The 20,749-nt window shown below is 73.2% G+C and carries 17 protein-coding genes and 2 tRNA genes; 8 read left to right on the top strand and 11 right to left on the bottom strand.

Annotated features, from left to right (window positions below):
* Positions 1-14 precede the first annotated feature (14 nt).
* Positions 15-995 (top strand): acyl-ACP desaturase, encoded by a 981-nt coding sequence (locus L7D48_RS11065; RefSeq protein ID WP_237878838.1) that lies wholly within the window; start codon positions 15-17, stop codon positions 993-995.
* A gap of 345 nt (positions 996-1,340) precedes the next feature.
* A complete protein-coding gene (locus L7D48_RS11060) occupies positions 1,341-2,198 on the top strand; it encodes a glycoside hydrolase family 16 protein (RefSeq protein WP_237878836.1) in 858 nt (285 codons plus the stop codon).
* A gap of 61 nt (positions 2,199-2,259) precedes the next feature.
* Here the strand turns inward: L7D48_RS11060 and L7D48_RS11055 are convergent, their stop codons facing one another.
* The 4 genes from L7D48_RS11055 to L7D48_RS11040 form a co-directional block, all read right to left on the bottom strand.
* Positions 2,260-2,955: an ester cyclase gene (locus tag L7D48_RS11055; protein WP_237878834.1), complete on the bottom strand. Its 696-nt coding sequence runs from the start codon at positions 2,953-2,955 to the stop codon at positions 2,260-2,262.
* A gap of 287 nt (positions 2,956-3,242) precedes the next feature.
* Positions 3,243-7,502, bottom strand: coding sequence for a trypsin-like peptidase domain-containing protein (locus tag L7D48_RS11050; RefSeq protein ID WP_237878832.1), 4,260 nt, complete (start codon positions 7,500-7,502; stop codon positions 3,243-3,245).
* Complete coding sequence (locus L7D48_RS11045) at positions 7,499-7,867, bottom strand: CU044_2847 family protein (RefSeq protein WP_237878830.1); 369 nt, start codon at positions 7,865-7,867, stop codon at positions 7,499-7,501. The genes L7D48_RS11050 and L7D48_RS11045 overlap by 4 nt, the downstream gene beginning before the upstream one ends.
* Complete coding sequence (locus tag L7D48_RS11040) at positions 7,771-8,793, bottom strand: ATP-binding cassette domain-containing protein (protein ID WP_237878829.1); 1,023 nt, start codon at positions 8,791-8,793, stop codon at positions 7,771-7,773. Before L7D48_RS11040 ends, L7D48_RS11045 begins: the two co-directional genes overlap by 97 nt.
* A gap of 201 nt (positions 8,794-8,994) precedes the next feature.
* On the opposite strand from L7D48_RS11040, the gene L7D48_RS11035 reads away from it, so the two are divergent.
* Positions 8,995-9,756, top strand: coding sequence for a DUF1206 domain-containing protein (locus tag L7D48_RS11035; protein ID WP_237878827.1), 762 nt, complete (start codon positions 8,995-8,997; stop codon positions 9,754-9,756).
* A gap of 220 nt (positions 9,757-9,976) precedes the next feature.
* Here L7D48_RS11035 and L7D48_RS11030 read toward each other — a convergent pair whose 3' ends face one another.
* The 3 genes from L7D48_RS11030 to L7D48_RS11020 all read right to left on the bottom strand — a co-directional run bounded on the left by L7D48_RS11030 (position 9,977) and on the right by L7D48_RS11020 (position 11,535).
* On the bottom strand, positions 9,977-11,359 hold the full coding sequence (locus L7D48_RS11030) for an SDR family NAD(P)-dependent oxidoreductase (protein ID WP_237878825.1): 1,383 nt from the start codon (positions 11,357-11,359) through the stop codon (positions 9,977-9,979).
* Positions 11,360-11,377: 18 nt separating this feature from the next.
* Positions 11,378-11,450, bottom strand: a tRNA-Gly gene (locus L7D48_RS11025).
* A gap of 12 nt (positions 11,451-11,462) precedes the next feature.
* A tRNA-Asp gene (locus L7D48_RS11020) sits at positions 11,463-11,535 on the bottom strand.
* A 213-nt stretch (positions 11,536-11,748) separates the two neighbouring features.
* On the opposite strand from L7D48_RS11020, the gene L7D48_RS11015 reads away from it, so the two are divergent.
* Positions 11,749-13,086: a glycoside hydrolase family 18 protein gene (locus L7D48_RS11015; protein WP_237878823.1), complete on the top strand. Its 1,338-nt coding sequence runs from the start codon at positions 11,749-11,751 to the stop codon at positions 13,084-13,086.
* A gap of 42 nt (positions 13,087-13,128) precedes the next feature.
* Here the strand turns inward: L7D48_RS11015 and L7D48_RS11010 are convergent, their stop codons facing one another.
* The 3 genes from L7D48_RS11010 to L7D48_RS11000 all read right to left on the bottom strand — a co-directional run bounded on the left by L7D48_RS11010 (position 13,129) and on the right by L7D48_RS11000 (position 15,083).
* Positions 13,129-13,617: a DUF3592 domain-containing protein gene (locus L7D48_RS11010; protein WP_237878821.1), complete on the bottom strand. Its 489-nt coding sequence runs from the start codon at positions 13,615-13,617 to the stop codon at positions 13,129-13,131.
* A gap of 132 nt (positions 13,618-13,749) precedes the next feature.
* Positions 13,750-14,400 carry a uridine kinase gene (locus tag L7D48_RS11005; protein ID WP_237878818.1) on the bottom strand — a complete coding sequence of 217 codons (651 nt, stop codon included), beginning with the start codon at positions 14,398-14,400 and terminating at the stop codon, positions 13,750-13,752.
* Positions 14,397-15,083, bottom strand: a complete 687-nt coding sequence (locus tag L7D48_RS11000) for a nitroreductase family protein (protein WP_237878816.1) — start codon at positions 15,081-15,083, stop codon at positions 14,397-14,399. Before L7D48_RS11000 ends, L7D48_RS11005 begins: the two co-directional genes overlap by 4 nt.
* Before the next feature lie 523 nt (positions 15,084-15,606).
* On the opposite strand from L7D48_RS11000, the gene L7D48_RS10995 reads away from it, so the two are divergent.
* Entirely contained in the window at positions 15,607-17,178 is a 1,572-nt protein-coding gene (locus L7D48_RS10995; RefSeq protein WP_374491937.1) for an ABC-F family ATP-binding cassette domain-containing protein, read from the top strand.
* Positions 17,179-17,377: 199 nt separating this feature from the next.
* The gene (locus tag L7D48_RS10990; protein WP_237878811.1) at positions 17,378-18,253 is read left to right on the top strand and encodes a hypothetical protein; all 876 of its coding nucleotides are present in this window, start codon (positions 17,378-17,380) and stop codon (positions 18,251-18,253) included.
* Here the strand turns inward: L7D48_RS10990 and L7D48_RS10985 are convergent.
* Entirely contained in the window at positions 18,213-18,872 is a 660-nt protein-coding gene (locus tag L7D48_RS10985) for a TetR/AcrR family transcriptional regulator (protein WP_237878809.1), read from the bottom strand. The genes L7D48_RS10990 and L7D48_RS10985 overlap by 41 nt on opposite strands.
* 90 nt (positions 18,873-18,962) lie before the next feature.
* Between L7D48_RS10985 and L7D48_RS10980 the strand changes: the two genes are divergently transcribed.
* The gene (locus tag L7D48_RS10980) at positions 18,963-19,535 is read left to right on the top strand and encodes a class I SAM-dependent methyltransferase (protein ID WP_237878807.1); all 573 of its coding nucleotides are present in this window, start codon (positions 18,963-18,965) and stop codon (positions 19,533-19,535) included.
* A gap of 65 nt (positions 19,536-19,600) precedes the next feature.
* Positions 19,601-20,323 carry a MerR family transcriptional regulator gene (locus L7D48_RS10975; protein ID WP_237878806.1) on the top strand — a complete coding sequence of 241 codons (723 nt, stop codon included), beginning with the start codon at positions 19,601-19,603 and terminating at the stop codon, positions 20,321-20,323.
* Positions 20,324-20,749: the final 426 nt, after the last annotated feature.

The raw sequence follows: 20,749 nt of genomic DNA, 5'->3' as shown, positions 1-20,749 counted from the left end.
CCCGTGGAGCCTTCATGACCCTCGCCACCCCGCACGCCCCCGGCTCGGAGCAGTGGACGGACGCCCGTCTGCTCTACGCCCTGGAAGAGGTGGTGGAGAAGGAACTCAACCGTCATCTGAAGGTCGCCAAGGACTGGATGCCGCACGAGTACGTCCCCTGGAGCGACGGCCGCGACTTCGACGGCCCGCTCGGCGGCGACCCCTGGCAGCCGGAGCAGTCCAAGGTCACCGACATCGGCCGCACCGCCCTGGTGGTCAACCTGCTGACCGAGGACAACCTCCCCAGCTACCACCACGAGATCGCCACCCTCTTCGGCCGCGACGGCGCCTGGGGCACCTGGGTGCACCGCTGGACCGCCGAGGAGGGGCGGCACGGCATCGTGATGCGCGACTACCTGCTGACCTCCCGCGCCGTGGACCCGGTGAAGCTGGAGGAGTTCCGGATGGCGCACATGTCGGAGGGCTTCGAGTCCGACAACCGGCACTCGATGCTCCACTCCGTGGCCTACGTCGCCTTCCAGGAGCTGGCCACCCGCATCTCCCACCGCAACACCGGCCACCAGTCCGGCGATCCGGTCTGCGACCGGATGCTCGCCCGTATCGCCACCGACGAGAACCTGCACATGGTCTTCTACCGCAACCTGCTGCGGGCGGCCTTCGAACTGGCCCCGGACCGGACGATGTCGGCGGTGCGCGACGTGGTGGTGAACTTCCGGATGCCCGGCCACGGCATGCCCGGCTTCGAGCGGGCCGCCGCGCAGATGGCGATCGGCGGCATCTACAACCTGCGCATCCACCACGACGACGTGCTCCAGCCGGTGCTGCGCCATCTGAAGGTCATGGAGATCGGCGGGCTCGGCCCGGAGGGCCTGAAGGCCCAGGAGGAGCTGGGCATGTACCTGGACGGCCTGGACGGCGAGGCCCGCAGGCTCGACGAGCGCCTGGCCGCCCGCCGCGCCCGCATCGAGGCCCGCAAGGCGGCCGCCGCCTCCTGATCCTCCGCCACATCCCGGCCCCGGCGGGCCACTCCTCGCCACGCCGCCGTGTCGTCCGTGATCCACCGCGGGCGGCACGGCGGCGTCGTCGTCCCGGAACGGGCGAGCAGGTCCGGACCATTGACACGGGCATCGCCGCAGCCGATCCTGAGAGCGCTCTCACGCCGTCCGCCGCCGTCTCGCCGCCCCGGACGATGTCCGGCGACAGCCCGGCGGAGCGGGCCGGACGCCCTCCCCCCACGAGCCCCTCACGATGGAGAGACCATGCCCCACACATCGTCTCCGCCCCGGACCCGCCGCGGAACCCGGCGCCTGCGATGGCTCACGGCCCTCGCGGCGGCCGCCATGTCCGGTGTCCTCTTCGCCAACTCGGCCGCGGCGGCCCCCGTCACCGAGAACTGGACCGGCGACTCCCCCTACTTCTCCCAGACGTGGGCTCCCGGCGGCACCGTCGGCGTCGTGTCGATGAACGGACCCGAAGACGGCCGCGCGCTCCGGCTCAGGCTCGGCGCCCGCCCCGGCACCGGCCCGGGCAACGGCGTGGAGATCAGCAGCAACCAGGCCACCTACCGCTACGGCACCTACGGCACCCGCATCAGGACGGCCGACTGCACCGGCCAGGGCCGCCTCGGTGTCGTCACCGGAACCTTCACCTACTCCACCGACCACTCCGACGGCAACGGCAACGGCCTGCCGGACAACGACGAGATCGACATCGAGGTCCTCTGCGCCCAGCCCCACGTCGTCTGGCTGACCATCTGGACCGACTACGACGGTTCGGTGGAGCCGGGGCAGCCCATCCCCGTGCGCAAGATCTCCCGCGCGATCGACATGCGCACCGGGAAGATCCTGCACAACTGCTACATGGTGCGGCTCGGCGGGGACTGCCAACCCGAACTGCCGGGCGAGAACAGCCCCGCGAGCGTCACGCCCGTGCCCGGCTTCGACTCCTCCACCCAGTTCCGCACCTTCATGTTCGACTGGCAGCCGGACTCGGTGACCTTCTGGAGCTACGACGACAGCGGGCGCAGGAACGTGCTGTGGGACTACCGGGGCCCCGCCTCCCGCATCCCTGACAAGCCGTCGGCCTTCATGCAGAACGTCTGGCACACCAACGAGTGGGATCCCCTGGACGGGCCGGCCCGCGACCAGCCCCGGACCGCGATCTCCGCCTACGTCGACTCCACCACGCTCCCCCGCTGACCCCGGCGGCCCCGTGACACGTGGGGAGGGCCGGCCCCGGCCCTCCCCGCACCGGCCCGGATCAGAACTCGACGGCGCCGACCTGCCGCAGCAGCCCGAGGTCGTCCCAGTTCCACCAGCTCTCCGCGATCTTCCCGTCCTCGAAACGGAAGGTGGCGTGGCCGGTCCCGTTGATCTCCTTGCCCGTGGGCTCCAGGCCCTGGTACGGCCCCGAGTGGCGGCCGGTGTAGGATAGCCGCGCGCAGACCCTGTCGCCCTCGGCGAACAGGTCCTCGATGACCATCACCGGCTGGAACGCCTCCAGGATCTCCTGGTTCTCCTCCTTCGCCTGCGCGAGCCTGACCTCGTAGGAGGAGAGCGAGGGGTCGTGCTCGCGGTAGTCGTCGGTGCACAGCCCGTCGGCCACGTCGAGGTTCCGCCCGTTGATCACCTCCTCGATGAAGGTGCGGGCCACACCGGTGTTGAGCTGCTCGTCCCGGGAGACCTCCAGATCCGTGAACGTCGGCCCCTCGTCGCAGGCCGCCGCCAGCCTCTGGAAGATCCGGTCGGTCTCGGGCAGGTGGGAGTTGCGCATCGCCTCCTCGTAGGAGGGGAACTCCACGATCTCCACCACGTGGTCGGGATCGGAGCGGTCGCGCGCGACGACCGAGTGGGTGGCCGTCCGCTTGCCCTGGGTCGCCCGGACCCAGTCGTCCATCAATCGGTCCAGCTCGTCGGCCTGATGGGTCCTGCAGTCGATGACCTGGATGAACGTCATGGTGTCGCCTCCCGCCGTCGGAGGGGTCGAGACCCTTCCAGGCTATCGCCGTGATGTTCCGTATACCGCCTTTTTCCCGTTCTGTTCTCCGGGCCCACCGAGGAGGGACTCGCCCCGGGCAGTCTTCTCGCGTGCAGCCGGGAGGCCGGGACGAGGCAGTCGCGGCGGCAGGAGCGGGCCGGCGGCGAGGTCGCGGGGAGGGGACGGTGTGGCCGGGCACACCGGCCGGCCGGGGCGCGAGCGGGTTCTCCCGTGTCGAGCGTGTGTGCGGTCAGGCGTCCGTTCCTTCAGGAGAACCGGCATTCCGCCGGGGCGACGTCCTGGCGGAGGTTCTCACATATTCGCTTCTCCGCCTCCTCGGGGGTGAGGAGGGAAGGTTTCCAGATCTGGACCGTATCGCTGTCTCCGATGACCAGCGTGTCACCGTCGCCAGGACCGAAGTTCAGGAACTCTATACGGTATGCGCCGTCGAAGACGAAGGAATCGACTATCCTGGCGGTTCTCATATCCCACAGTCGCACCATACCGCCCTCGTAACCTACCGCAAGAGCATTGCCGTCAGGACTGAAGGCCACCGAGTTCACGGCATCGAAGTTACCGGCGGCAAGGGTGTCGGGATCCTCCCCGGTACCCAGCTTCCAGAGCTTCACCATCCCGTTTCCGTATCCCACGGCGACGCTTCTTCCATCACCTCCTCCGAAAGCCACGGATTCCACGCCGAAAGGCAGGCCAGAATCCAGGGTGATGATTTTTTCCCTCGATTTAAGATCCCACAGACGAACCAGGTTGTCGGGGCGGCGGTCATCAGGAAGGAGATAGCTTTCGAAATAGCGTGCGTGGGTGGCGACCGTTCCGCCGTCAGGACTGAAGACCATCGAATCCACCTCACCGGCGTCGCGGATGGCGATGGGCTTTCTGAACCCACCGGCCCCGGTGTCCCACCGTAGGATTTTCTCACCATCGACTCCGATGGCGAGGACACTGCCGTCCGGACTGAAGGCCATCGGCCCGGTCCAGGATCCGTGCTTACCGACGGAGATGTCATCGTATTCTCCGTCCTCCGCGTCCCACAGCCGTACCGCACCATCACCGTCGCTTACAGCGACGGCATCAGTCTCACTGTTGAACGCCAGAGAACCGAGTATCCCGGAAAGCATTCCCTCCGGATGGCCGGTGAGCCTGCGGACGGCTTTCTTGCTCCCGACCTCCCACAGTCGCACCTCTTTCTCGCCGTCGCTGGCGACAGCGACGGTGTCACCCCGCTCGGCGTCGGGGAGCACGGACTTCACCTCGAAAGGATGGTCGACGGTGAAGGCACTACGGGCCGCCCCGGTCGCCGGGTCCCAAACGCGTACCGTCCCGTCGAAGGAAGCACCGCTGGTGACAAGGAAATCATCGCCAGGGCTGAACAGCACCGATCCGACGCCGCCCGTGTGCCCGGTAAAGAAGGTTTTGCGCGCTTTCCCGCCGTTCACCGCCCAGAGCCGCACCGCACCATCGGCACTCCCGACGGCAAGAGTCTCGCCATCAGAGCTGAACGCCACGGATTTCACGGTGCTCTCACGGCCCCGCAGCCCACCTATCTGCTCCCCGGTGAAGATGTTCCAGATCCTCACATCACCACTTCGGTAGCCCACCGCGAGGACATTGTCGCTACCGGGATGAAAAGCCATCGACTCCACACCGACGTGCTGCCTCCCGGAAATTACGCCACGAGATTCTCCGGTGACCGGATCCCATACACTTATCACTTCGTCGAGGAAGCCGCTGACTGCGGCAAGGGACTTACCGTCAGGACTCAGGATCACCGAACCGATTTTTCCGTCATCGACCTCGACGGACCTGATCGACCTCTCCTTGCCCACGTCCCACACACGGACCTTACCGTCCATTCCGCCGAAAACGGCGACACCGCTTCCGCCGGAACTGAGCGCCACCGGCCCGGTGTCGATGGGGCTGAAGCCGGTGTCCAGAACCTTCCGATCCTCCAAAAGGCCGGTTTCCACGTTCCAGGATTCGACGGACCCGCCGTTTTCGACGATATCGAGGGTGCCGCCGCCAGTCGAAACAAACTCCATTGCCCCTGGCTTGGCGAGGAGAGAGTCCAGAACGTGGAGCCTCCTCACCCTGTCGCCACCCACATCCCATATGTGCACCTTCCCGCTTTTCTCCTTGACAGCGAGAATGCCGTTGCCCCTGGGACTGAACACCATGGATCTCACGCCCTCCGCATGACCGGTGAGGTTGTGCCTGAGGGGGCGAGCGGCTGCTGTGTAGAGGATGTCGGTGGCCTCGTGGGTCGGGCTGGTGTTGTACGCCTGCACGGCCAGTGACGACGCCCGGTCCGGATCGGTCTCCAGGAAGGTCTGGGCTTCGGCCGCCAACTGCCGTGACCGGGCCTCCTCCCGGGCGGTGAGGGCGATCTGGCGCTGCCAGAGGGCTCCGCCGGCCGCGAGCAGGGCCAGCGCCAGGGCGCAGGCGAGGAACGCGTTGACGCGGCGGGTGCGGCGGATCACGGCCTGCTGGCGGTGTCGGCTGGCCGTCAGGAACCCGCTGATGTGGGGCGGGAGGCCGCGTTTGGCCGACCAGTCCAGGCCCTCGGTGAGATCGGTGCCGTCCAGCAGGTCGCCGGGGAGGCCGCTGGCGGCGTGGCGCGCCTGCCGCTCCTCGGCCCGGTGGAGCCAGACGTGGAAGTCGTGGTCCTGGGCCACCCAGTCGCGCAGTTCGGCCCAGTCGCGGACGAGGGCGTCGTGGATGAGTTCGGCGGTCGCCCGGCCGGGAGTGCCGTCGGGTTGCGGTGCGGTGCGGGTGATGACGATGCGGTGGCGGGTCAGGGCGGCCAGCACCGTGTCGAAGGCACGGTCGGCCGCGGGACCGGCCGGCAGGGAGTCGGTGGCCAGAGCGCGCAGGTCGGCCAGGGGAACGTACCGCCGCGTGGCGGGGACGGCATGGGTGTCGTCGGCGGGCCTCACCAGCGCGGTCAGAACACGCCGGGCTATGGGCCGGTGCTCGGCGGGCAGGCGGCCCAGGGCGGTGTCGCACCAGGTGGCCAGGCTGCCGTCGACCTCGCCGATGCGGCCGTACGCCCGGTGGGTGAGCCGCCCGTCCTCGCGTCGTTCCCACAACTGGCTCAGTGCCAGCTCCAGCGGGGGCAGCAGGGTGACCGGCGCCTGCCGGGACAGGGACGCGGACGGGGCGGCGGCCAGGACATCGGCGATGATCCGCTCCGGCAGCCCGTCCTCCAGCCGGAGGCCCACCGCCTCGGCGGGGGCGGTGACGATGGCGTGCAGGTCCGCCGCGCTCAGGGTGGCGGGGACGTTCAGCAGCCCCGGCGTCAGGGCCTTCAGCAGGTCCGGGGCGCGGGCGGCCAGACGCGGATAGAAGTCGTCCCGCATCACCAGGACCAGGCTCACCGCGGCCTGGGATCCGATCAGTTCGACGAGCTGCCGTTCGGCGGCGGCCAGGCGTTCGCCCTCGTCTCCGTCCCCGTCGGCCGCGGGCTGGGTGAGGAGTTCCTCGAACTGGTCGACGACCAGCAGCAGGCGGCGTCCGGCCGGTTCCCCGGCCAGTCTGCGTTCCACGGCGGACAGGAAGCCCCCGCTCGCGGCTCCGGGCAGCCCGGCATGCTCCAGCTCGGTCGGCAGATCCTGCCCCGGGCGGGCCAGCACCGGCAGCCAGCGGTCGCTGCCGGGCAGCCTGCCCTCGGCCAGGGCCGGCAGGACACCGGCCTGGACGAGCGAGGACTTGCCCGCGCCCGAGGGCCCCAGCAGCAGCACCGCCCGCCGCCGCCCGCCGAGCTTGGCCAGCACCTCCTCCACGGCGGCTCCCCGGCCGTGGAACCACCCGGCGTGCTCGGCGGTGAAGGGCTCCAGTCCCCGGTAGGGGCACACCCGGTACTCGGTCAGCTCCGGCAGGAGCTCGCGCAGTTGCCGCGCGGGGGTGGCGTAGGCGATGCCCACGCCCCTGGAGTGCCGGTCCGGTCCGGCGATCGCGGTGACCATGCCGATCACCAGGCCGGTCGTCCCGTCCAGGACCGGTCCTCCGCTGAAACCGGCCGTCAGGTCGTTGGCGTCGGTCAGTTGCAGCAGGGTGCCCGCTTCGCCGGCGGGCAGCAGGTCACCGGCCGTGCCGTAGCCGAAGTGGCCGCCCTCCGGCGCCTGTACGGGGAACCCGAACGAGAGGACGCGGTGGCCCCGGCAGTCCTCGGCGGACCCCAGAGCCACCGGTTCGGCGCCCGCCGGGGTGCTCTCCAGCCGCAGGACCGCGATGTCCTGTGCCTGCGGCGCCCGCCAGGTGCCGGGCAGGACGTGCCCCTCCGTCCACGGTGCGCCCGGCAGGTGGGGGAAGGCCAGCCGTACCCGCCCGCCCGGCTCGCCCCCGGCGGCTCGCACCACGTGCGCACAGGTGACGACGGTGTCCGCGGCCACCAGGAACCCCGTCCCGACCGCGCCGCCGTCGTCGTCCGCGGCGATCCGTACGACCGAGGCGAGGGCCGCCCGCCGGCGTCCGTCCCCGGAGTCCGCGGACGCCGTGTCCGCGAGTGTCACCCGGCCTCCCCGCCCCGCCCGGCGGATCCTCCGCCGCGCTCACCGCCGTTCCACAGCACCCGCACCTTCAGATGGACCGAGGACCCGCCCTTGGTGATGACGGCTCCGGCCTCGGCCGACAGGTCCACCCCGAACTCGACCTCGACCTCGTCGGGACCGGCCTGCCGCAGCTGCTCCAGCACCGCCCTGGCGGTGTCCGTGACCGGGGCCAGCGTCTGCTGCAGCGTCCGGGGCATCTCACGGACCGCGTCGGCGATCCGCCCGGCCTTCACCGGCCCGCCGGCCCCGGAGGAGCCCGGTTCCGGCGGCGCTTCGAACAGGACGGTCCCCCCGCCCTCCAGCGGAATGCGCGCAAGGCTTCGCATCGCTTCCCCTCCCCGTCGCAGTCCGTGTCCAGGCGGGCACGCCTGGCCGGACAGCCGGAAAGACTATCCGGTGACGCACCGTCAGGAGGCGGAATCCGCCGTTTGCCCCGATGGCCGCCGGAGCGCCAGGGCTGTGCCGGCTGCCGCACCTCCCGCGGCCGGGCTCCGAGGGCAGCGGCGAACGCCCCGGTCCGGCCGTGGTTGATCAGCACCACCCGTTCCGCCAGCCGGGCCACCTCGGTCATGTCGTGGGTGGTCAGCAGCACGGTGCGTCCGCGCCGCTCCACCTGGTGCCGCAGGAAGCCGCGGACCTGCTCCTTGACCACCACGTCCATGCCGATCGTGGGTTCGTCCAGGAAGACGACCGGCGGGTCGTGGAGCAGCGCCGCGGCCAGGTCGCACCGCACCCGCTGACCGAGCGAGAGGTGGCGCACACGGGTGTCCCAGAACTCCGACAGCTCCAGCAGGGAGTCGAACTCGGCAAGCCGGGCGCGGTGTTCGGCCTGCGGCACCCCGTAGACATCGCGCAGGACGGCGAACGACTCGCGGGCCGGCAGATCCCACCACAGCTGGGTGCGCTGGCCGAAGACGGCCCCGATGTTGCGGGCGTTGCGTTCCCGCTCCCGGTAGGGCACCACCCCGGCGACCCTGGCCTCCCCGGAGGTGGGGGTGAGGATGCCGGTGAGCATCTTGATGGTGGTGGACTTGCCCGCGCCGTTCGGCCCGAGCAGGGCGAGCAGCCGGCCGCGCTCCACGCTGAAGGAGACGTCCCGCACGGCGGTCTTCTCCACCCGCAACGGGTCGACCAGCGATCTCAGCGCACCGGCGAATCCGGGCCGCCGTACCGCGGTGCGGAAGGTCCTGGTGAGGTTCCGGGCGACGATCCCCTCCGCCGCCGTGTCCGGTCCGGCTGTCGGCGCTGCCAAAACACGTCTCCGTCCGTCGGTCCCCGACGAGGTTGCCGGACCCCGCGGAACGTCGGCAAACGATTTCCCGTCCGCCCGCCCGTGTGCGTCGGCGCGCCCGCCGGGGGCAGACGGGGCGGTATGAGGACATCTACGAGAACATCCGCACCGGCGCAGGCGTCGATACGCGGGGGCGCCAGACGGGCGGCGCACAGTTCCGCCATGACGACGGCCGCCCGCTGGGGTCTGGTCGCCTACGGCGTGGTCTACCTGCTGATCGGCCTGCTGGCCCTGCGGATCGCCTCCGGCGACCGGGAGGGCCAGGCCGACAGCGGCGGCGCGCTGCGGGAGCTGGCCCAGCAGCCGTTCGGTCGGGTGCTGGTGTGGGCGGTCGGCATCGGGCTGGCCGGGCTGGCCCTGTGGCGGCTGTCGGAGGCCCTGCTGGGCGCGGCGCGCCCGGATGGGCACACGCCGAAGGAGCGGTTGCGCTCGGCCGCGCGGTGCGCGGTGCTCGCCGTGCTGTCGGCCTCCGCGATCGCCTTCGCCGCGGGGAGCGCGAACGGCGGATCGAGCGACCGGCAGTCCCAGGACCTCACCTCCCGGGTGCTCGATCTGCCCGCCGGTCGCTGGCTGGTGGGCGCGCTCGGTCTGGCGGTCGTCGCGGTCGGCGTGTGGAGCGCGGTGCGGGCGCTGCGGCAAGAGTTCCGTGAGGAACTGGGTCCGGTGCCGGCGCGGCTGCGCCGCACCGTGGACGTGCTGGGCGTGGCGGGCGGCCTCGCGCGCGGGCTGGTCTTCGCGGTGGCGGGCGGCTTCGCCGTCCTGGCGGCCGTGCGGTACGACCCGGACAGCGCGAAGGGCCTGGACGACTCCCTGCGCGCCCTCGCCGCCGCCCCGGCAGGCCCGTGGCTGCTGGCGGCGGTCGCCGTGGGGCTGGCGCTGTACGGGCTGTTCCTGTTCGCGATGGCCCGCTGGCACAAGGGCTGACGCACGGTCCGGAGGGCGGGCGGCAGGGGCCGGACCGGCATGTTCCGTCCCCTTGCGCCCCTCCCGGCTCTCCCGGCCCTTCCGGCCCTTCCGGCCCTTCCGGCCCCGGAGGACGGCGCCAGGACTCGGGCGGCGGCCGTCAGGCGCCCGCCTCGGACGGCGGGGCGGGGTGTGACGGAGCCGATGCCGGCGAAGTCCCCGGGCTCGGGCCCGCCCCCGGTCACCACTCGGCCTCCCGGTAGTCCTTGAGGAAGACGCCGGAGACCGGCGACCCGGCCTCGCCGCGCACGATGGGGTCGTAGACGCGGGCCGCGCCGTCGACGGTGTCGAGCGGGGTGCGGAACCCCTTCTCCGCCAGCCGGGCCCTCTTCGGCGCCGGGTTCTCGTCGGTGATCCAGCCGGTGTCCACCGCGCACATGTGCACACCGTGGGCGGCCAGTTCGGGCCCGCTGGTGCGGGTGAGCATGTTGAGGGCGGCCTTGGCCATGTTGGTGTGCGGATGACGCGCGGTCTTGTTCCGCACGGCGAACCGGCCCTCCACCGCGGTGACGTTGACGACGTAGCGGCGCGGGTGCGGGGAGGCCAGCAGCAGCGGCAGCAGGCGGTCGCACAGCAGGGCGGGGGCGAGGGCGTTGACGAGCTGGGTCTCCAGCACCTCGGCCGGGTCGAGTTCGCCCAGGCACGCGGACCAGGAGTTGCGCGGCGCGGTGTCGGGCAGCAGCCCGGCCTCGTCCGTCTCGACCGCCTCCGGCGTCCCGGGCAGGAGGCGCGCTGAGGACTCGGGCAGCGCGCCGGCGAGCGCGGACGGGGGCAGTGCGGCCGCCGGCATCGGCCGGTAGCCGGGGGCGTACAGAGCCCTGTCCGGCGGCAGTCCGCGTTCCCCGGCCGCGAGCGGGGCGTACGCCTCGGGCGGGCGGCGCACCGTCTGGGCCGCGTTGTTGACCAGGATGTCCAGCGGCCGGCCGTCGGTACGCAGCCGCTCGCACAGGCCGACGACCTGGCGCGGGTCGCGCAGGTCGATGCCGACGACAGTGAGCCTGTCCAGCCACCGCCCGCTGCCGGGCGCGGCCTCGAAGCGGCGCAGCGCGTCGGCCGGGAAGCGGCTGGTGACCATCAGTTCGGCGCCGTCGCGCAGCATCATCAGGGCGAGCTGGAAGCCGATCTTGACCCGGCCGCCGGTGAGCAGGGCGCGGCGGCCGGTGAGGTCGGTGCTCATCCGCCGGCGGGTGGAGTTGTCGGCGGCGCACTGCGGGCACAGCAGGTGGTAGAAGGCGTCGGCGCGGCGGTAGGAGCGCTTGCACACGTAGCAGCGGCGGGGGCGGGCGAAGACGCCGGGTTCCCGGCTCCGCGGAACCGTCTCCAGCGGCGCGTCCTCGCGCCGGGTGTCCGATCCGGTGGCGGTGGAGGCGGTGACGGCCGCGTCGGCGGCGGCGTGGCGCTCGTCCCGTGCCTTCCTGCGGCGCAGCCGCCCGTCGCGGGCGAAGGAGGCGGCGACCTGTTCGGCGCGCAGCCGCACCGGGTCGTCGGCGGGCAGGGCGCGCAGGCGTGCCACCGTGCGGTCGAACGCGGCGAGTTCGGCATCGGTGACCCCGCCCTCCGCCATGTCTCCCCCTTCGGACGGCGGTCCCGGCCGGATTCGAACCGGCGTCCTCCTCCACGGCATGGAGGCGCGACTGCCTCTGCGCTACGGGACCTCCGCCGGACTGCCCGGACGGCCGGATTCGAACCGGCGTCCTCCCCCATGATGTGAAGGCGCGACTGCCTCTGCGCTACGTCCGGGCATTGGGCGGATGCTATCGCCCGCCCGGCGGGCGCCGACCGGCGGGGCGGCCTACGGCCGCGTGCGGACTCCCTTACGGCCGCGCCCCGTTCGGAGGACACTCGTACGGCCGTCGCGGTGATTTTGACGATGATCCGACCAGTGCGTCGTGGAACGGGCGCCCCTTTGTCCCGATCATGGTCCGGCCACCGAACCGGACACCTGGGAGCCCCATGACCGCCGCATCCCGTCCCGCCCGCCTTCCCCGGAACGGCTCGTTCACCGCGGGCGCGCTGGCGGTGCTGCTCACCGCCGCGGTGGCCGCGGTCCCGGCCGGGGCCCCGGCCACCGCCTCCGAGCGGCCCGCCGGGGAACGCGTCGGTTACTTCCCCTCCTGGGGGTCCGGGGAGGGCTTCCACGTCAGGGACGTCGACCGGGCCGCGGCCAGGCTCACCGTCGTCGACTACGCCTTCGGGCAGGTGTCGGACAAGGGCGTGTGCGTGGAGTCCGACGACAACCCCCGCAAGGACGCCTGGAGGGACTACCGGCGCCCGGTGCCCGCGTCCGAGTCCGTCGACGGTGCGGCCGACCCTCCCGGGCAGCGGCTCAAGGGCAACTTCAACCAGTTGCGCAAGCTCAAGGGACGCCATCCGCATCTGAGGACCGTGATCTCGCTGAAGTCCGCGCACTTCTCCGACGCCGCGCTGACGGAGGAGTCCCGCGCGAAACTCGTCTCCTCCTGCGTGGACCTGTTCGTCAGGGGAGACCTGCCCGAGGCGCCGGGCGAGGGCGGGCCCGTGGGCGGACCGGGCGCGGCGGCCGGGGTCTTCGACGGCATCGACGTCGACTGGGAGTACCCGGCCCACCCCGGCTCCGGCGGGCACCGCCACCGCCCCGCCGACACCCGCAACTTCACGCTGCTGATGGCGGAGTTCCGCCGCCGGCTCGACGCCGCGGAGCGGCACTCCGGGCGCGATCTGCTGCTGACCGCGGCGGTCCCGCCGGACTGGCCCAAGCGCAGCCGGATCGAGGCCGCCGAGGTCGCCCGGCACGCCGACTTCCTGAACGTCATGGCGTACGACTTCGCCGGCCCCTGGTCCCCGAAAGGGCCGACCGACCACCACGCCAACCTCTGCCCCGGGCGGAACCGGAACGTCACCAGCGGACGGCTGAGCGCCGGGCAGGCGGCCCGCGCCTACGTGGCGCAGGGCGTGCCCGCGCGGAAGGTGGTGCTGGGCGTGCCGTTCTACGGCTACGGCTGGAAGGACGTGCCGCCGGACGGCCACGGACTGCACCGGCCGGCCGGTGCGGAACTGGAGAGCCGGCCCTACCGGTACGTCGCCCGGCAGCCGGGCCGGGTCTTCCGCGACCGGACCGCCGGTGCGGTGTGGAAGTACGACGCGGACAGCCGGACGTTCTGGACGTTCGACGACGCCGCGACGGTGCGGGCCAAGGCCGCCTTCGTCCGCGAACACGGCCTCGGGGGCGTGATGGTGTGGTCGCTGGACGGCGACGACGCACGCGGAACACTGCTGTCCGCCGTCGACGCGGGCCTGCGGCAAGGGGGTTGACCGGGAACCTCGCCGGGCCGCCGCCGTCCGGCAGCCGTTGCCTCACGGCCCGAGGAATGTCTTCCGTCGGCCCGCCCCGAAGGAGAGGAGGAACCAGCTCGCGCCGAGGGCGACCGTGCTCATGGCGGCGGCGCAGAAGGCCACCACGATCCCGGTCCCGATGCCGGGCGGCCCCTGATCGGCGTAGTCCTTCGAGTAGGGGCGTCCGGGGTTCTCGGCGCGGTAGACCACCTCCACGGAATCCCCGACGCGCAGCGCCCGCCCCGTGACGCCGCCTCTCAGCCTGGCCGAGTAGCGCTCTTCCTCGACCTCGTACGACACCCTCACCACCTTCCCCCTCATGCCCGGCGAACCTCCCGTGGAGGTGACGCCGGACACCACGGCATCGGCCCGGCCGTCGAAGTCGCGGTCCTCCCCCTTCCCGACATCCATGACGAGCAGCACCGTGACCGGGACGAGCGCCCCTCCCAGCACCAGGAGGACCGCTCCGGCCAGGGCCGCCACCAGACGCTTCAGAACCGACGAGAACATGCTCCCTCCCCCGTCCCGTCATCCCCGCCCCGGGAACGGCCAACCACAGGGCACGGGCTCCCCGCGCCGTACGGCGGACCGGAGGCGGGCGGGGGCTGAACGGGAGCCCCCGCCCGTACGGCCGGCGCCGGGTCAGCCGGTCCAGGCCGGGCGGCGGGGGTCGTCGGCGCGGACGACCACGTCGGCGGCCTGCCCCGGCCGCACCTCCTCCTCGTAACGGGCGAAGGCCGGCAGCGTCCAGTGCTCCTCGGCCGGGGTGCGGCGGGCCAGGGCGGCCGGGGTGAGCAGCAGGTGGACCGTCAGGTCGAAGGGGAAGCCTCGGCCGAGCAGCAGCGGGCCGTCCATCACCAGCACGCCGCCGGGCGGCAGTTCGGCGTACGGGCTGCGGGTGGCGCGGTCGGTGGCCGGATCCCACAGGTCGGGCAGCACCCGGCCGGTGCCGCCGGGGCTCAGCGGGCCGAACACCTCGCGCCACAGGGCGCCGTCGTCCAGCCACAGGTCGTAGTACGCGTCCGGGTCCCGGTGGCCGTACTCCAGGCGCAGGGAGGCGGGTCGCAGGAAGCCGGCCGCGCTCACCCGGTGCACCGGGCGGCCGCGCAGCCGCAGCGCCTCGGCCAGTCCGTCCGCCCACTCCCGCGGCCGGGCGGCCGGGGCGCCGTCCACGGCGGCGCGCAGCCAGGGCGAGCCGTCGGCGGCCTCGGCGGCGGCGAGGCGGTCGGCGAGACCGCCGACCGCCCGCTCCCGGGCGACGGGCGTGAACGCGCCGCGGGCCGGAGGCGTCAAAGCCGCACCATGACCTGTTCCAGGTCCTTGCGGCGGATGTCGGGCACCCGTGCGCCGTCGGCCGGGTAGCCGACCGGGATGACGTACGCGGCGCGCTCCTCGGGCGGGCGGTCGCAGACCTCGTTGAGGAAGCGCATCGGGCTGGGGGTGTGGGTGAGGGTGGCCAGGCCCGCCTGGTGGAGGCAGGCCAGCAGCAGGCCGACGGCGATGCCGACCGACTCCTTGGTGTAGTAGGGGCGCGGGGTTCTGGGCCCCTTGTGGACCTCGAAGACCACGATCACCGCGGGTGCGGTCTCCAGGAACGGTTTGCGCCAGTCGGTGCCCAGCGGCGCGAGGGCCGCAAGCCACTCGTCGGAGGCGCGGCGGCCGTAGAACTCCCGCTCCTCGGCCTCGGCGGCCTCGCGCAGCCTCGCCCTGCGTTCGGGGTCGGTGAGGACGACGAAGCGCCAGGGCTGGACGTTCGCCCCGCTGGGCGCGGTGGCGGCGGTGCGGATGGCCCATTCCAGGACGCCGTCGGGCAGGGGGCGGGCGGAGAAGTCGCGCACGGTCCGGCGGCGGGCCATCAGGTCGTGGAAGGCGCGGGCGCGGCTCCCGGCCTCCTCGGCGGGGACGTGCGGCGGCCGGTGCGGGACGGTGGGGTACGTGGCGGGCGGCTCGTCGGTGAGCCCGTTGGTACGGTCCATACGCCGCAGCACAGCACACCCGCGGGCGGCGGTAAACACCGCGGCTCGTCCGGTCGCCCGCCCGTTCGCGCGTCCGGCGGCACATCGGCGGCGCGCAGGCGGCACAGGGCCTGGGTCCGGGCATGAGGCACGACGGCGGAAAACCGTTTGCGGCCCCGCCGGGCACGTCCTAACGTCTTTTCCGGCCCTGTCGTCGTCGATCGGAGAAGGCCGTTGCTCGCCTGAGGTCATGAGGCACCGGACCGCCGGACGCTTGTACGTCCGCGCGGTGTCCGCATGTGCGACGACCTCGGGCTGTGAGCCGCCCCCCGGAGCGACCGGGCCGTGACCGCCGGCCGGACCGTCCCCGTCCGGGGACTCCGGTTCCGCGCCTCCCGCGCGCTCCCCCTCGTCGTACGGCGCCCCCTCCCGGTGCCTCCCGCATGTCGCTCCCTTTCCGTACCGAGAGCAGCAGGAGGCCCGTGTGGCGCTTTCCCCTTCCCACTCCCCCGCACCGTCCCATCCGTCCGTCGTCTGTACCGGGGTGCGCTTCGCCTGGCCGGACGGCACCCCCGTGCTGGAGGACTTCCAGTTCTCCGCGGGTCCCGGCCGCACCGGGCTGGTCGGCCTCAACGGCGCCGGCAAGTCCACCCTTCTGAAGCTGATCGCGGGCGAGCTGACCCCGGCCGAGGGGTCGGTGCGCACCACCGGCGAGGTGGGTCACCTTCCCCAGACCGTCCATCTGGACACCGCGCTGCGCGTGGACCGGGCCCTGGGCATCGCGGAGGTCCGCGCCGCGCTGCACGCCATCGAGGCCGGGGACGCGAGCGAGGAGAACTTCACGGCCGTCGGCGACGACTGGGACGTGGAGGAGCGCGCCCGCGCGGCCCTGGAGCAGCTCGGCCTGGGGCACATCGGCCTGGACCGCACCATCGGCGACCTCTCGGGCGGCGAGGCGGTCCTGCTGCGGCTGGCCGCGCTGCTGCTGGCCCGGCCGGGGATCCTGCTGCTGGACGAGCCGACGAACAACCTCGACGTCTCCGCGCGCGGGCGGCTGTACGAGGCCGTCCGCTCCTGGAACGGGGTGCTGCTGGTGGTCAGCCACGACCGCGAACTGCTGCGTCACATGGACCGGATCGCCGATCTGCGCGACGGCGGGGTCCAGTGGTACGGCGGGAACTTCGACGTCTACCAGGAGGCTCTGGCCACCGAGCAGGAGGCGGCCGAGCGGGCGGTCCGCGCGGCGAGGGCCGACGTCAGGCGGCAGAAACGCGATCTGGTCGAGGCGCACGACAAGCTCGCCGGGCGGATGCGCCAGGGCCGCAAGGCCGCCGCCACCGCGGGGCTGCCGAAGATCGTGGCGGGAGCGCGCAAGCGCGCGGCGCAGGTCTCGGCGGGCAAGCACCGCATCCTGCACGAGGAGCGGCTGGAGGAGGCGCGGGAGCGGCTGGACGAGGCCGCCGAGGCGGTGCGGGACGACGCCGAGATCCGCGTCGACCTGCCGCACACCGCCGTGCCGCGCGGCCGTACCGTCCTGACGCTGCGCGCTCTTGAGCTGCGCTGCGGGGCCCGTGCGGAGCTGGAGTTGCGCGGTCCGGAGCGTGTGGCGCTGGTCGGGCGCAACGGCGCGGGCAAGACCACGCTCCTGCGCACGGTCGCCGGGGAGCTGGAGCCGGCGGCGGGCGAGGCGGTGGCGCACGTCCCGGTGCGGTACCTGCCGCAGCGTCTGGACGTGCTGGACGACGCGCTGTCGGTCGCGGCGAACGTGGCGCGCTTCGCGCCGGGGGCGACCGAGAACCGCGTCCGGGCACGGCTGGCGCGCTTCCTGTTCCGGGGCGCGCGGGCAAACCGCCCGGCCGGGACGCTGTCGGGCGGCGAGCGGTTCCGGGCGGCGCTGGCGGCGCTGATGCTGGCCGAGCCGGCGCCGCAGCTGCTGATGCTGGACGAGCCGACGAACAACCTCGACATGGCCAGCGTGCGGCAGCTCACCACCGCCCTGGAGGGCTACGAGGGCGCGCTGGTCGTGGCCAGCCACGATGTGGCGTTCCTGCGGGAGATCGGCATCACCCGCTGGCTGCTGCTGGACGGGACGCTGTCCGAGACCGATCCGCTGTAGCCGGTCCGCTTCCGGGGCGGTCGCCGGGACGGGCTTCCCCGGACCGGTCGGCTCCGGACGGACGGGAAGGCGAGCGGACGGACGGGGGCGGACGGGCGGCGTAGCCTGGGAAAGGGCAGGGGACGGGACCGGGGCGGGCGGTCCTCGCCGCCCCGGCCGGCTCGTTCCGTCGGCCGTACGCGATCCCGTCCGGCAGCGTGTGAGCGAGGCCGACGTGGGCGAATGGTTCCGGCAGACCATCGTGGAGACCGGCCGGCTGCCCCTGTTCTGCTTCTTCACCGGCATGATCGCCGGATTCGCGTCCATCCGGTTCTCGACCCGGATGATCAGGGCGGGGGTCCGCCGGTGGCCGGGGAACGTCGAGCCCGGCGGGCTGCACATCCACCACGTGGTGTTCGGCGTGGTGATGATGCTGCTCGGCGGGACCGTCGGTTTCGCCGTCCCGGCCGGCCTCACCGGCTGGCGGGCCGCCGCGGCCGCGCTGTTCGGCGTCGGCTCGGCCCTCGTGCTCGACGAGTTCGCCCTGATCCTGCGGCTGCGCGACGTCTACTGGACGCAGGAGGGGCGTCTGTCGGTCGAGGCGGTGTTCGTGGCGCTCGCGGCCCTCGGGCTGCTGCTGATCGGCGAGCGTCCGGTCTTCGTGAGCGACATCGGTGACGCCGTCGGCGAGGGGGGTGCGGAGTGGGCCGTCGGCTCCGGTCTGGCGGTGTTCAACTTCGGGCTGGTCGCGGTCACCCTGTTCAAGGGCAAGTTCTGGACGGGCTTCCTCGGTCTGTTCTTTCCCGTCCTGCTCGTGGTGAGCGCGGTGCGCCTCTCCCGGCCGGACGCCCCCTGGGCACGGTGGCGCTACCGCGGGCCGGGCGGCCGGCGGGCCCGCAAGCTGGAGCGGGCGGTCCGGCGCGAGCGGCGGCTGCGCGAGCCGGTGATGCGGATGTGGGACCGGCTGTCGGACCTGGTCGCCGGCCGCCCCGACGCCCCCGCGCCGCCCCGTGCGGCGCGGGACGGGCCGCGGCGGCCCGGGGACGCTCCGCCGCTCAGCTCCCGGACGGCGTCCCGTGGCCCGCGCCGTCGGTGAGCATGCGGCGGGTCAGCTGCGCGATCCCGTTCTCCAGTTCCGTCCGGGACTCCTCGGGAAGGGCGGTGCCGCGGAAGCGGTGCGAGGCGACGAACGACAGCAGCCACCACGCACCGGCGGCCGGGTCGAGCCCCGGCGCGATCTCACCCGCCAGCTGCCCCTGGGCCAGCAGCGCCGTCAGCTCATCGGCGAGGCGGCGGGTGCAGCGGCCGTAGGCCTCGGCGATCAAGGGCTCCTCGGCGAGGGCGGCGGCGTCGGCCAGCAGGGCTCCCAGGTTGCCGCGCGCGTGCATCCGGTCGATGTGGCCGGGGGCGAGGACGTGGTCGAGCAGGGTGGCCACCGAGCCGCCGCAGCAGGTGTCCAGCTCCTCGCGCAGTCCTGTGCCGACCCAGTCGGCCACCCGGTCGAGCACGGCTGCGTACAACACGGCCTTGGAGCCGAAGTTCTGGAAGACCACCGGTTCGCTGACGCCGACGCGGGCGGCGATCTCGGCCGTCCGGCCGCGCCGGTAGCCGACCTCGGCGAAGACGGTGGTGGCGGCCTCCAGGATCGACGCCTTGCGGTCGGCAGCGCTCAGCCGGGCGCGGCGGGGGGTGGTGGTCGGTTCCTGCTGGGGCACGGCCCCATCGTATCCGTCCGCTTGCCCAGGAACTTAGTGACGACTAAGGTCAATGTCATTAGTCACCACTAAGTTATTGGGGGAACCGCCATGCCCGAAACCGCGGCCGACAGGCCCGGCCTCCTCATCAACCACCCCCGGCGCTACGAGCTGTTCAGCTCGCTCGCCCTGCCCCTGGTGCGCCGCCGGCTGTTCGAGCGGCTCGCCGAACGGTCCGGGGTCCGTCCCGGCGACCGGGTGCTCGACGTCGGCTGCGGCACCGGGGCGCTGACCCTCGCGGTCGCCGCGGCCGCATCACCGGGCGGCGCCGCGCTCGGCGTCGATCCGTCAAAGCCGATGGTGGAGCACGCTCGCCGCCTGGCCGCCCGGCGGGGCGTGAGCGCGTCGTTCGCCCTGGGCACGGCCCAGGAACTCGACGCCGGGGACGGCTCGTTCGACGCCGTCGTCACCAGCTTCGCCGTCCACCACGTCCGCGCCGACCGGCGCGAGCACGCCTTCGCCGAGATGTTCCGCGTACTGCGGCCGGGCGGCCGCCTGCTGGTGGCGGACTTCCGCGGGCCCACCGGCCGGCACCGGGAGATGATCGCCGCGGCCGGTTTCACCGGCCTGACCCGGGGCCGGGAACTCCCCTTCGCCCACTGGATCGCGGCCATCCGCCCCTGAGGCGCCGGGACGGGGCAGGCCGAGGGAGGTTTCGCAGCTGTGGTGAGACAGCAATACTGTCCGACATGGATCCGGCTGCCTCCCTGACCGTCGACGAGCTGGCCGCGCGCGCCGGCGTCACCGTCCGCACGATCCGCTTCTACTCCACCCGCGGGCTGCTGCCGCCCCCGGAGATCGGGCCGCGGCGGGTGGGGCGGTACGGGCCCGGCCATCTGTCGCGGCTCGCGCTGATCGAGGAGTTGCAGCACCAGGGGATGACCCTGGCGGCCATCGAACGCTACCTGCGGCAGCTGCCCCCCGACCTCAGCCCGGAGGACCTGGCCCTGCACCGGGCCCTGGTGGCCTCCTGGGCTCCGGACGCCGAGGCGGAGGCCACCAGGGAGAAGCTGGAGCGGCGGGCCGGGCGGCCTCTGACCGAGGACGACCTCGACCGGCTGGCGGCGATGAACGTCCTGGCCCGGACCGACGACCCGGACGTCTTCCGGATCGACCCGGTGATCCTGCACCTGGGAGTGCGGCTGCTGGAGGTGCCCGTCTCGCTGAAGACGCTGCTGGCGGCGCGCGAGGTGGTCCTGGAGCACAGCCGCGAGGCGGCCCGCGAGCTGAGCAGGATGTTCAAGGAGGAGGTCTGGGAGCCCTACCGGCGGCGGGAGTCCGACCCCGAGCAGGTGGAGACGATGCGGACGCTGTCGGCTCATATGCAGCCCATGATCGTGCAGGCGCTGGTGACCGCCTTCCAGCGCTCCATGCGCGAGGAGCTGAAGGCGTCCTTCCCCGAGGAGGGGTGACCCGCGCGGCGCGGGACGCGTCCTCCAGCGGCCCGGGGCCGTCGCTCCGGGGCCGTGGGCGACCCCGGAGGACTTCCCGTGCGCCGGGAAGGGAGCCCCCGGCCGCCGCGGGGATCGCCGGCCGCGCGGTGCGGCGGGGTGGCGGGACGCGGCGGCCGGGGCGGCCTCCCAGGCCCGTCCCCGGCCTGTCCGCGGCCCGGTGGCAGGACCGTCCGCGCGGTACTCACGGCCCCGGTCACCGGGGCTGTGACATACAGGCGGCCCGGCCCGCCCCGTGGAAGCGGATCCGGCGCTCGGGTGGACCCGCTTCCGGACGCGTCCCCACGCGATCCCGGCCCTGCCGGGGCGCGCCGTGCGGGGGGGGAGTCGGCGGCGGGTGCCCGCCGCCGGCTCCCCCGGCGTGCGCCCCGGGCGCGGGTGGGGGGC

Source organism: Streptomyces sp. ICN903 (assembly GCF_022015835.1).
Taxonomy (GTDB): domain Bacteria; phylum Actinomycetota; class Actinomycetes; order Streptomycetales; family Streptomycetaceae; genus Streptomyces; species Streptomyces fenghuangensis.
The sequence above is the reverse complement of the archived record's forward strand: the minus strand, read 5'-3'. Positions and strand labels throughout refer to the sequence as shown.